General features: G+C 46.8%; 9 protein-coding genes and 1 pseudogene. 7 read left to right on the top strand and 3 right to left on the bottom strand.

The window, feature by feature from the left end; all coding sequences use genetic code 11:
- The first annotated feature begins 12 nt into the window (after window positions 1-12).
- From ABID13_RS04035 to ABID13_RS04045, 3 genes are all read left to right on the top strand, one after another.
- Window positions 13-594, top strand: a complete 582-nt coding sequence (locus ABID13_RS04035; RefSeq protein WP_007860268.1) for a DUF4489 domain-containing protein — start codon at window positions 13-15, stop codon at window positions 592-594.
- 24 nt (window positions 595-618) lie between these two features.
- Window positions 619-1368 (top strand): hypothetical protein, encoded by a 750-nt coding sequence (locus ABID13_RS04040; protein ID WP_007860267.1) that lies wholly within the window; start codon window positions 619-621, stop codon window positions 1366-1368.
- Window positions 1369-1660: 292 nt separating this feature from the next.
- Window positions 1661-4045 carry an exosporium glycoprotein BclB-related protein gene (locus tag ABID13_RS04045; protein ID WP_354020959.1) on the top strand — a complete coding sequence of 795 codons (2385 nt, stop codon included), beginning with the start codon at window positions 1661-1663 and terminating at the stop codon, window positions 4043-4045.
- Between the two features lie 296 nt (window positions 4046-4341).
- On the opposite strand, the pseudogene ABID13_RS04050 reads toward ABID13_RS04045, so the two are convergent.
- From ABID13_RS04050 to ABID13_RS04060, 3 genes and pseudogenes are all read right to left on the bottom strand, one after another.
- Window positions 4342-4509: pseudogene (locus ABID13_RS04050) on the bottom strand (ABC transporter permease); the annotation flags it as partial.
- A 199-nt stretch (window positions 4510-4708) separates the two neighbouring features.
- The gene (locus ABID13_RS04055; protein WP_048929757.1) at window positions 4709-5947 is read right to left on the bottom strand and encodes an SLC13 family permease; all 1239 of its coding nucleotides are present in this window, start codon (window positions 5945-5947) and stop codon (window positions 4709-4711) included.
- 524 nt (window positions 5948-6471) lie between these two features.
- Window positions 6472-7383, bottom strand: coding sequence for a LysR family transcriptional regulator (locus tag ABID13_RS04060; protein WP_007860180.1), 912 nt, complete (start codon window positions 7381-7383; stop codon window positions 6472-6474).
- 359 nt (window positions 7384-7742) lie between these two features.
- Here ABID13_RS04060 and ABID13_RS04065 point away from each other — a divergent pair, with 359 nt between their 5' ends.
- Genes ABID13_RS04065 through ABID13_RS04080 form a run of 4 tightly spaced genes read left to right on the top strand, consistent with a single transcriptional unit; the run spans window position 7743 to window position 11535 of the window.
- Window positions 7743-7979, top strand: coding sequence for a DUF6870 family protein (locus tag ABID13_RS04065; RefSeq protein ID WP_040415630.1), 237 nt, complete (start codon window positions 7743-7745; stop codon window positions 7977-7979).
- Window positions 7980-7996: 17 nt separating this feature from the next.
- The gene (locus ABID13_RS04070) at window positions 7997-9661 is read left to right on the top strand and encodes a recombinase family protein (protein ID WP_048929755.1); all 1665 of its coding nucleotides are present in this window, start codon (window positions 7997-7999) and stop codon (window positions 9659-9661) included.
- A 28-nt stretch (window positions 9662-9689) separates the two neighbouring features.
- Window positions 9690-11345 (top strand): recombinase family protein, encoded by a 1656-nt coding sequence (locus ABID13_RS04075; protein ID WP_242849249.1) that lies wholly within the window; start codon window positions 9690-9692, stop codon window positions 11343-11345.
- Entirely contained in the window at window positions 11338-11535 is a 198-nt protein-coding gene (locus ABID13_RS04080) for a recombinase family protein (RefSeq protein WP_048929753.1), read from the top strand. The genes ABID13_RS04075 and ABID13_RS04080 overlap by 8 nt, the downstream gene beginning before the upstream one ends.
- Window positions 11536-11609: the final 74 nt, after the last annotated feature.

Genomic DNA, 11609 nt, shown 5'->3' on the forward strand with positions numbered 1-11609 from the left:
TGAGGAGCGGCTATGTATAACAGTAATTTCAGACGCTGTGGGTTTGGGTGCTTTGGAACAGGCAGGTGCAGACCCCAATCGAATTATCCCATGAAGAACCGTGTTGAGTCACGCCCAGGGCGTGATGTCAATGGCAGTGTGTGTTCCGGCAATGGACATGAGAACAGCAAAAGGTTACTGTTAAAGAGCTCCTCATTTGGGGGACTGGTTTTGCCCGAAGGCATGGCGGGGGAAGCCACGTATCATGTGGCTTCCCTGAATCTGGATACATCCGGCTGTAAGGATTTTCTGGTGCTTTTAAATTTTTCATGCAATATAACAGCCAATGTATCCGGTTTTCATTTAAGGTTTCAAATGTTTAAGCAGGAGAAATGCCAGCCGTTTCCTGTTCCCGTCAGCTCCGGCGTACTGTATACCAGGGCAGTGGCCAACACAGGATCCGATTCATTCACATTGTCGGCATGTGACCGTGATTCAATGAAAAGTCCATGCTGCAGCTACAGTGTGCAGGTGGAGGTGGCAGGTATAAGATCCGGCGGAACAGGGCTGATTGCAAACCCGGTCCTGATTGCTACCATCATGGAAAATAATTAATCTATCTGATAGGAGGAACTCCCTATGGAGGCACAAAAAATAAAAGAATATAACGTTTCCCGTATGTCGATTGAGAAAAATGTTATAAGCTGGGAAGGCCATGCGGTACGGCTTCCGGGAGTTGTCCGCATATGGGTGGGTGATAGTCCTAGAAGAACATTTCCAATCAGTATGGTACTTATCCTTCTTATGATCGCGCTGTCCGGACCGGGGATCGTGAACAAGGCTGTCATGCTGGCGGTCCTGGGCATATACATGGGCATTCATCTTAGATCCGGGAAAAAAACGGATACGCAAACAGGCGGAAAGGATCATGTATATCTGGAACTCTGCAGTGGGATGGTCTGTTCATTTGAGTCGGGAAGCGAATCCTTTGCCATGGAGTTTTATGAGGTGTTAAAGCATCATATGGAAGGGGATGCAGGTATGGCCCACTGTGAGATTGTTTTTGAAAACGGCGGTGAGATCATTAACCAGACAAAACAGGAAGAACCTGAAAAAGCATCCAGCGTCCTGGAATTGAATGTATCTGGGGGACTGAATGGCCAGATCGTGCAGGAATTGAAAAGGCTGTACGGCAGCTATACAAAGAAAACAGATACCAACAGCGAAGTGCTGTTGCTTATAAACGAAGCAGCCAGCCTGATGGAGAAAAATGACAGGGTTGGGTTAAAGTCTGTTTTTGAGAAGTTCATTACACTGGGCTTGATCAATGACTGTAATGAGCTGGGATTGGATTCCCTTCTTCAGGAAATAAGAGCCACCATTTATTAGGATATTAGTTATCATACATTTACAGCCTCTGCAGCCATCAGGATTTACCATGGCGGCGGAGGTTCTTTGCTGTGGGAGGCAGAAGGGGCATTGCACCTTAGCGGCCTGTCCGTCATATAGTAATATAGAGCTGACAAGCATCCCCACTTATTTTGAAAATATCCCCCGGATTGCAGGTATGCAGACAAAATACGGCGGATAGTAAGGCTGGATCTTATGAGCCATAAAGAGAGGTCAGCTATGCAGGATAGGCTTTCTAAAAGCGAAAATCTATGAATAAGGAGCAATCAATATGAATGAATTAAACAGACCAGGATACGAAGGTAATGTTCCATTCAGCAGAAACCGATGCAGCAAATCTGCGGCAGATATGTGCAGCTCATGCGGCTGCGGCGGCTGTAACTGCTGCTGCGGCCGTGGAGCAACCGGGCCGACCGGGGCAACCGGGCCGACCGGGGCAACAGGAGCAACCGGGCGGACTGGGGCAACAGGGGCGACTGGAGCAACCGGGGCGACTGGAGCAACCGGGCGGACTGGGGCAACTGGGCCAACCGGGCTAACAGGAGCAACAGGAGCAACCGGCCCTGCTGGTCCCACAGGGCCTACTGGAATAACCGGGCCAACAGGAGCAACCGGCCCCACAGGAGCTACGGGAACCACTGGAGCAGCCGGTCCTATTGGACCTACTGGAATGACAGGCCCCACGGGAGCAACTGGCCCCACGGGAGCGAATGGAGTGACTGGGGCAACCGGAGCCACGGGAGCAACTGGTCCCACGGGAGCAGATGGAGGAATAGGCCCCACCGGTCCCACAGGAGCGGATGGAGTAACGGGTCCTACAGGGGCTGCCGGAACAACAGGAGCGGATGGAGCAACCGGCCCCACGGGAGCCACGGGAGCAACTGGTCCCACGGGAGCAGATGGAGGAATAGGCCCCACCGGTCCTACAGGAGCGGATGGAGTAACGGGTCCTACAGGGGCAACCGGAGCCACGGGCATAAATGGAGCTACTGGTCCAACAGGACCTACGGGAGCCACCGGAGCTACCGGGGTACCGGGAATCATAGGCCCTACCGGTCCCACGGGAGCGGATGGAGCAACCGGCCCTACGGGAGCAGCTGGGGCTACGGGAGCGAATGGAGCAACCGGTCCAACGGGATCAACTGGAGCAACAGGGGTTACGGGAGCCACAGGAGCGATAGGCGCTACCGGTCCCACGGGAGCGGATGGAGTAACCGGCCCCACCGGAGCGATTGGAGCTACGGGAGCATCAGGCGCTACGGGCCCCACCGGTCCAACTGGCGCTACGGGTTCCACTGGATCAACCGGAAGCATAGGTCCCACCGGCCCCACGGGAGTAAGTGGGGCTACAGGTCCCACGGGGGCAACCGGAGCAACAGGAGCGGACGGAGCCACCGGTTCTACGGGAGCAACCGGAGTTATAGGCCCCACGGGAGCAACCGGGGCCATAGGCCCCACCGGCCCCACGGGCGCTGATGGAGCCACCGGTTCTACAGGCGCCACAGGTCCCACGGGAGCAAATGGAGCGGACGGAGCCACCGGAGCAACGGGCGCTATAGGGCCTACCGGAGCAGCGGGAGCAACCGGCCCCACGGGAGCAACCGGCCCCACAGGCCTTACCGGAGCAGCGGGAGCGACCGGTCCTACCGGAGCCACCGGAGTGGCAGGAGCGACCGGCCCCACCGGAGTCACCGGCCCTGCTGGGCCTACCGGAGCCACTGGAGCAGCGGGAGCGACCGGCCCTACCGGAGCCACCGGAGTCACTGGAGTGGCAGGAGCGACCGGCCCTACTGGCCCCACCGGAGTCACCGGCCCTACAGGGCCTACCGGAGCAGCGGGAGCGACCGGCCCTACCGGAGCCACCGGAGTCACTGGAGTGGCAGGAGCGACCGGCCCTACTGGACCTACTGGAGCCACCGGAGTCACTGGAGCAGCAGGAGCGACCGGCCCTACCGGAGCCACCGGAGTCACTGGAGTGGCAGGAGTCACCGGCCCTACTGGACCTACCGGAGCCACCGGCCCTACCGGGGCCACCGGAGTCACTGGAGCGACCGGCCCCACCGGAGCCACCGGCCCTACTGGACCTACTGGAGCAGCGGGAGCGACCGGCCCCACCGGCCCCACAGGTATTGCAGGCAGTTCTGCAATCATCCCATTCAGTTCAGGCATTCCGCTGTCACTCACAACAATTGCGGGTGGTTTGGTTGGAACGCCGGGCTTTGTGGGCTTTGGATCTTCCGCACCGGGAATCAGTATTGTGGGAGGAGTGATCGACCTTACAAATGCAGCGGGCACATTGACTAACTTTGCATTTTCAATGCCAAGGGATGGTGTGATAACCAGTATGTCCGCATTCTTCAGTACAACAGCGGCTTTAAGCCTTGTTGGAAGTTCAATTACGATTACCGCCCAGTTGTACAGATCCGCCACACCAAATAACAGCTTTGTAGCTGTTCCGGGAGCGGTAGTGACCTTGGCGCCGGCTCTTACAGGCATTCTGGCAATTGGAACATTATCTTCCGGTACAGTAACCGGCCTTTCAGTAACTGTAACAAATCAGACCCGTTTGCTTCTGGTCTTCACAGCCACGGCATCCGGTCTGGCACTGGTGAATACAGTGGCCGGGTATGCAAGTGCAGGTTTGGCTATTTCATAGACCTGTGCAATGAACATTTTAAATAGGTAGTCTGATCATGTGGGAAAATCCAAATTATGGGTTTTCCCATTTTTCCATGGAGGAATTACTGTGGCGGAAGGATTCCTCCCGTGAACCCCTTCTGGAGAAGATCATCCTGTAAAAGGGGTTCCTAACAGAACACACGTGTCCATTAAAAACAGGCTGCCACTTCAGCGGAATGGATCAGCTGGAATGACAGCCCATAGCATCAATAATCCAGGGCGTTAGGATCTTCGCCACAGCAGAGGACTTGTTCCAATGCGTGGAAATCTTGCCTACTTACTGGTGTTGATCTTTTTTTCTGCTAATGCAATGATCTGGTACAATACTCCTGACACAATGCACAGGATCACAATGGAGGTAACCACCATTGTCATGGCAAAGGTCTGTGATCCATAGGTGATGAGATATCCCAGGCCTGCTTTGGCGGATAGGAATTCACCTGATGGTGTTATAATAGGGCTGAAGCGACTGGACAAGTATAGTCTCTGATTCCCTTTCAGAAAGTACTTGCTATATAATCCGGCAAGTGCCCCAAAGCAAAGAAACAGGCTCCGAAGAGCCTGTTGTCTATAGTGTCTCTCATATCTTATCTATCTTATTGTTCATTATGCGGCTGACCAGGTAAACCACAAAAGGGAATTACAGATAAATGACCGCACAAAGAACGGTTGTTACGATTCCAAAAAGAACTACTAACGGAAGACCACACTTTACAAAGTCCTGGATGGTATATCCGCCGGCTTCCATAACGATCAGGTTGTTTCCAGCGCCGAATGGGGATGCGAACACACCGGATGCACAGATGCTGACAACCATTGCGCCTGCAAGAGGATTGATTCCAGCTGCCTGGCAAAGCATAAGGGCAATTGGAAGAACCAGTACAGTTGCAGAGGAGTTCATCAGGAACTGAGTGATCAGCAGCTGAAGGGCAGCAATACCGCCAAGCAGTGCGAGGGGAGAGAAGCCTGCAAGAACAGGTGATAACTGGGTTACAAAAAATTCAGCTGCTCCTGTGCTGACAAGTGCCTTACTAATTGGGAAAACGCCTCCCACAAGGAATACGGAAGAAACCGGGATTGCCTTAATAGCCTCATCCATGGTAATACATCCTGTTAAAACAACAAGCACAGAGCCGATAACACCAGCCAGCATGATCGGAATAACTTCGGTTGCCATTGCAAGAATTGTAAATACGAAAATAGCTGCACAGTAAGGCATCTTTTTCAGATTGTAATCTTTTGTCCCATCCACGGTGACATTGATATCCCTGTTTGGAAGCAGCTTAACGCCGATAAACATCATGTATAAGATACCAACGATCAGTAAGGGAACACCAATCAGTGAGTACTCGAAAAAGCCAAACTCGCGAAGTCCGTTATCCTTTAAAATACCGTTTGCAACAATGTGGGGCGTAGTACCTGCAAGCGTGATACATCCGCCCAGTGAGGCAAAATAGGAAAGCGCAAGTAAAAGTCTTGACCTTTTAATGCCGGCCTTCTCAGCCATGGAGCTAACAATTGGCATCATACAGGCTGTGGAACCAGTATCATTCAGGAATGCAGAAATACCGCCAGCCACAATACCGGTTCCTGCAAGCAGGCCTTTTTCATTTTTACCCAAAACCCCGATAATCTTTGTGCCAAGAAAATCAGCAAGCCCTGTCTTAAAAAATGCAGAACCAATGATACAGAAACAGATCATAAAAATGGATGTGGAGTTGGTGAAATCAGCAAAGGCAGTGTCCGCCTTAATGATTCCAAAAAGCGCAAGAACGGTGGGAACCAATGCTCCGGTGATAATAATGGGTATTGGTTTGAAAACTAAAAGTAAGATAGTGATAACAAATACTACGCAGGCGATAGTTGCTTGTACAGACATAGCATAACCCTCCTCTTATTGTCTTAACTATTTGATCAGGCCTTGACGTAAAACAGGGATCGACCTGGATTTATCCTCTTGTACATTTGTCAAGATGGATCAGTCAGATCCTCAGGATAAATGGCTGATCTTTTAATTGCATTATGTACCATGGTACTTATGAAGCATCAATCAACATAAGATTGTATTTCTGGAAATAACACTCTCATTTTTCTTTGCAGGTTAACCGTCTTTTTTCCCATATTTGCCATAAAGCAGCGGTACATTTCCTGATCGGCAACCTACGGATGATCCGGAATCTCCCCTTTCGGATCCTCCTTAAGCTTGGTATGATATTTTCCAGAAACAAACTCCTCCTTTCAATAAAATTTGACACTTCCATTAAACAACTCTTGAAAATTTATTTACTACTAGATAATAACACTAATAAAATTGAAAAAAAAGCAGAAAATTTAGACACATTGTATCTAAAAAAGTGACGTCAAAAAAAAGGCAATTAAACATTGCCTTTAGTTGAGCTGTATTTATTGAAAAAAATATGGTATATTTTCCCTGCAAAAACTAATAAAATGCGCGGTAGCAGATGATAACGGATACTCGGTTGATACGATCACATACCGGTCTGCGCTGACATTTCCGCTTTCTTCTCCTTCAATGTCTACAAGAGGGCGCACAAAGACATCTTGTGCCGCCAGGTCTTTTACATCAGATATGCAGACGATCCCAATCCCTGCCATGGCCTGGGCCAGCATGACAGTATAGAGCCTTGAGCCTGATACACAGGCAATGTTCGGATGAACCCCAAGCTTTTGAAAGGATAGCTGTAAAACATTTTCAAAGGTTCTGGGGATAGCAAGAGGGATGTTATCTAAATCCCGTATAGATACCGTATCAACATCTTCTGATATCCATGGGTTGCCTTTTGCGCAGCAGACATGAAATTTCTGTTTGATCACCAATTCTTTCCTGACTAACGGGGGCAGGGCCTTCTGTTGTCTGACAAAGCCCACATCGATCTTATTCTGTACTAAAAGCTCTGTGATCTCCTCAGACGGCCGTTCAAAGATACTGTATCCGATCCGTGGATGGGCGACTTTAAAATTTGTCAGTATATTATTAAGCACAAAATCAGGATGCGCCATGGTAAGTCCGATCCTTACCGTTCCGGCCACACCGTTTAATAGGCAATCAATATCTCTGTGGGCAGTTTCTTCATGGCGTATGATCTGTTTTGCAATTGAATATAGAATTTTACCCGATTCCGTTAATTCCAATCTTTTTGATTTCCTGATAAAAAGTGGTGCATTATATTCTTCTTCCAATAGCTTTACCTGATTAGACAGCGCAGAACGTACGATATGTAATTCTTTTGAGGTTTGGGTCAGTGTTCCATAATCTGCAATCATTATAAAATTTTTATAATACTCAACATTCATACTTATTTACATGATGTTTATAAAGGCAAAACATCATAACCTCCTTGTGATCTGTCGTAATAATCCTCCATCAAGATTTCCTTCAAGTGATATGCAGTAATTGTTAGATTTTGCTAGAATATAACAAATAAAACACTAAATTATAGTTATGTAAATAATATTAACAGAAAAATAGGGTGATTTCAAGAATTTAACAGTTTCTTAACGGCTCTCAACCAGCTGGAGATTTATGGAGGCTACCGTCCGCCTTAATGACGGAAGGATGCCTCCATAAAATGTTAACTGGCATGAAATGCTGTTATAGGACAATGATTAAAAATCATATAATGGATAAATGGTATTTTGAGAAGGAAATGCAGATGAATGTTGACAAAAGCAATGAGACTGCAGCGGATAACAATAGCCTGGCAGATATATTATCTGTGGACATTGACCGATCAATGCCCCAGGATGCAAAAATACAGGATTTTATACAAAAAATCGGGAATCCGTATTGTTTTAAATGCAGAGACACGGTCGTTACGGTCCGGTTTTCCGATACGGAATATACGTTTGAGGATGGTGTGATCCAATACCTAAAAAACAAAATGCTGTAGATTTAGGGGTGTTTTTTATGTTTCAGACGATCTATCGGGCGTTTCTTTATTATCGCCTGTCTAAAGAGGATGATTTAGAGGTTAGCCGCAAAAACTCCGCGCAAAAAATCAAAGATGAGAGCAACAGTATAACCAACCAAAGAGGCCTGGCACACAATTTCCTGCAGAATCACAGGGATATTTTGCTGGTAGATGAATTTTCAGATGATGGTTATACCGGGCTGGATTATGAGCGCCCGGGTTTTCAGAAAATGATGGCCCAGATTAAAAAAGAGAAGATAAATTGTTTGATTGTAAAGGATTTTTCCAGACTGGGGAGAGATTATCTGGAAAACTGTCGCTATATTGAACGGATATTTCCCCAAATGGGAATCCGCTTCATCTCAATTAACGATGGTTATGACAGTGCCGCAGAGCGTATGCCGTCCGATCATATTATTGTCCCGTTTAAAAATCTGATGAATGAAACTTATTCCAGGGACACTTCTGTGAAAATACGCAGCCATATGCTGGTAAAGCGTGAGGAAGGTGATTTTATCGCCCCCTTTGCTGTCTATGGTTATAAAAAGGATAGGGAAAATACCAATTTGCTGATCCCCGATCCCTATGCTTCAAAGGTGGTGGCGGAGATATTCTGCATGAAGATAAAAGGGATGAGCCAGAAGGGCATCGCGGACCACTTAAACGATCAGGGGATCCTGCCCCCGTTAGAATATAAGGCATATACGGGAAGCCGGTTTAGGACCTCGTTCAAGCGCAAAGACAAGCCGGAGTGGAGTGAAAATATGATCGCCCGTATTTTGTCCAACCGCGTATACACAGGAGTCGTAGAGCAGGGAAAGGTGAAAAAGGTAAACTATAAGACAAACAGGAGAAAATCTGTTCCAAGAAAGGAGTGGATTGTTTGCAATGATAAACACCAGCCTGTTGTTGACAAATTTGTTTTTGATATTGTCCAGCATTTACTGGAAACAGATACCAGGGTAGCGCCCGGACGGGAGGTGCTGTATCCCTTTTCAGGGTTGCTGTATTGTGCCGACTGCAAAATGCCCATGATCAGGAAACGAGATAAACAGGGCGCCAAAGAGTATATTTATTATATTTGCAGCAGCTGGAAAAACAACGGCGGGTGCAGCAGCCATCGGATCAATGAAAAGGTGCTCAGTGAAGCGGTTTTAGCCACATTGCAGATGTATATGAACGTGGTCCTGGATTTGGAACAGGCTTTATCAAAATTAAATTGCGATCAAATCAGCAAATATAAAATGGAACAAATACAGCAGGAATCAGAACTTGTACATGAGTCGGAAAAGAGGGTAAAACAATCCGCACGCGGTCTCTATGAAGACTTTAAAGGCGGAATTTTAAATGAGGAAGAATACAGGGAATTTCAAACGCTATATCGCACGGAAGAGAGGAATTTAAAAACAAAAGCCAAGAGCCTGCAAAAAAAGCTGGACAGTTTTGCTTTAAACGCAAAAACGCAGATCAGCCGGATCAACTGGTTTAAACAGCATGGAGGAATAGCAGAATTGGACCGTGCGATCCTTGCACTGCTGATCCGAGATATAAAAATATCGGATGGCCATTCTCTTACAATAACATTCAACTGCCGGGATGAGTTTGAGGATTCAATAAAGCGGATAAAAAGGGAGGTGGGAGAGCATGGCAAGAAAGAGTAAAAAAAATAAAATGCCCCAAGATGAGGAAATGCCGAAGCTATGGCGAACAGGCTCCTACTGCCGGCTGTCAGATGATGACCGGTCAGGCAACATAAGTAATTCCATTGAAAACCAAAGCATTCTTAACCGGGAGTATATCAGCAAGTGTCCGGATATGATATATGTTGCGGAGTTTATTGATGACGGCAAAAGCGGAACGGATTTTTCACGGGAAGGTTTTGAAAACATGATGAAAGAGATCATGGAAGGCCATATAGACTGCATTGTTGTGAAAGACCTTTCCCGCCTGGGCAGAAACTATATTGACACAGAAGATTACATTACCAAGATATTCCCGTTTCTGAATACCCGGTTGATCGCCATCAATGATGATATAGATACCGCTGCACCTGAATTTGAGGAGAAAATGCTTCAGATGCGTCTTAAAAACCTGATAAATGACTTGTATGCGAAACAGGTTTCTCAAAATGTAGGTCAGACATTTGACAAGTTGGGTAAAAAAGGGATGTTTCACGGGCCTGTGCCTCCCTATGGTTATCTGATCAACAATGACGATCCAAAGAAGCGCTTCCTGGTTATTGATAAGGCGGCAGCAGATGTGGTAAGAGAAATATTCACACGTTACTTAAAAGGTGACAGTCTTTACGCTATTACGAAATACTTAAATGAAGATCATATCCTGCCTCCCATGCGGCATTTCAGTGATTTGGGGTTATTCAGGTCAAACCGGCATGTAAAAGAGTCTAAATGGTATAAATCCACTGTAAGGTTGATTTTGGAGAATCCGGCATATTGCGGATGTTTGGTCAAACGAAAACATAATGGTTCACTGTACAAAGGAATTCCCCATCATAAAATTCCAAAGGAGGAATGGGGCTTAATTTATGACAGGCATGAGGCAGTCATTTCCGTGGCCGAATATAATGCGGCCCGGAAATTGTTAGAAACCAGGAAAATAGAAAGTGAAAAAAGGGAAGCAGCATCGGCATCTGCTAGAAAAAAAAATATATATGCGGGGAAGATGAGGTGCGGCTGCTGTGGAAAGCCCCTGATGAGAAGTTATTATTTAAACCGAAAGGGGGAAAGGAATTATTACCAGTGCTGTGAAGGGTACAAGTATAAGAGTACTGCTGGAATATGCAAACAGTGTTATATGAATGAAGATCCATTGGGGGAGATGATATCACGATTATTAACTGATTATACGGAGCTTTTTACGGAAAAGGCACGTATAAAAAATGCCTTGGCCCTGGACATAGGGCTGAAGAAAGATACAGACAGGATCGGCCAAAGGATTTTAAACTTAGAAAATATCAAAAGTCAGATGATGGAAAAGCGAAGGAAACTATATTCTGATTTAAAACAAGGTGTTATTGATAAAGAGGAGTATCTTTATGCAAAGAAGGAGTATGAAAATGAGGAAAGGCGGGCAGATGAACAGATAGACAGCATGAGGCAAGAAATGAAAAACATAGAAAAAAAGCAGACGTTGATCAACCGGTGGCAGACATATTTTGAAAAAGCTGTTTGTGAAAATGTGTTATCAAAAGAGCTTATAGATGGTTTTATATCAAACATAACTGTTATTAACTCCTCGCACATAGAAATCAGATTTGCATTCCAGGACATTTTTTGCAGGTCGTTTTCCCAGTCTGAGCGGAGCAGGGAGGCGGTCCATGGATAAACGGTATCTGATCAATTATCTGCGCTTGTCAAAAGGAGATGTGGAAAGGCGGGATGAGAGCAATAGCATAACCAATCAAAGAAGGATTCAGGATGAGTACATAAAGAACCATATACAGCTTCAGACATATGCCAGACTGGAATTTGTTGACGATGGATACAGCGGAACCAACTTTGTTGAGGTAAGATAACGATACCTTTTTTGCAGAGGGTGTTATCTTACCTCTTTTTGATGTATGTTAGATAGCATAACTCTTTACGTCGG

Origin of the sequence: Enterocloster citroniae (genome assembly GCF_040545455.1) — a bacterium.
Lineage (GTDB): Bacteria > Bacillota > Clostridia > Lachnospirales > Lachnospiraceae > Enterocloster > Enterocloster citroniae.

What these genes read in the sequence shown, in the direction of transcription:
- ABID13_RS04080 (WP_048929753.1), top strand. Translation starts at nt 11,338, where the DNA reads ATGGATAAACGGTATCTGATCAATTATCTGCGCTTGTCAAAAGGAGAT.
- ABID13_RS04055 (WP_048929757.1), bottom strand. Translation starts at nt 5,947, where the DNA reads ATGTCTGTACAAGCAACTATCGCCTGCGTAGTATTTGTTATCACTATC.
- ABID13_RS04060 (WP_007860180.1), bottom strand. Translation starts at nt 7,383, where the DNA reads ATGAATGTTGAGTATTATAAAAATTTTATAATGATTGCAGATTATGGA.
- ABID13_RS04075 (WP_242849249.1), top strand. Translation starts at nt 9,690, where the DNA reads ATGCCGAAGCTATGGCGAACAGGCTCCTACTGCCGGCTGTCAGATGAT.
- ABID13_RS04070 (WP_048929755.1), top strand. Translation starts at nt 7,997, where the DNA reads ATGTTTCAGACGATCTATCGGGCGTTTCTTTATTATCGCCTGTCTAAA.
- ABID13_RS04040 (WP_007860267.1), top strand. Translation starts at nt 619, where the DNA reads ATGGAGGCACAAAAAATAAAAGAATATAACGTTTCCCGTATGTCGATT.
- ABID13_RS04045 (WP_354020959.1), top strand. Translation starts at nt 1,661, where the DNA reads ATGAATGAATTAAACAGACCAGGATACGAAGGTAATGTTCCATTCAGC.
- ABID13_RS04065 (WP_040415630.1), top strand. Translation starts at nt 7,743, where the DNA reads ATGAATGTTGACAAAAGCAATGAGACTGCAGCGGATAACAATAGCCTG.
- ABID13_RS04035 (WP_007860268.1), top strand. Translation starts at nt 13, where the DNA reads ATGTATAACAGTAATTTCAGACGCTGTGGGTTTGGGTGCTTTGGAACA.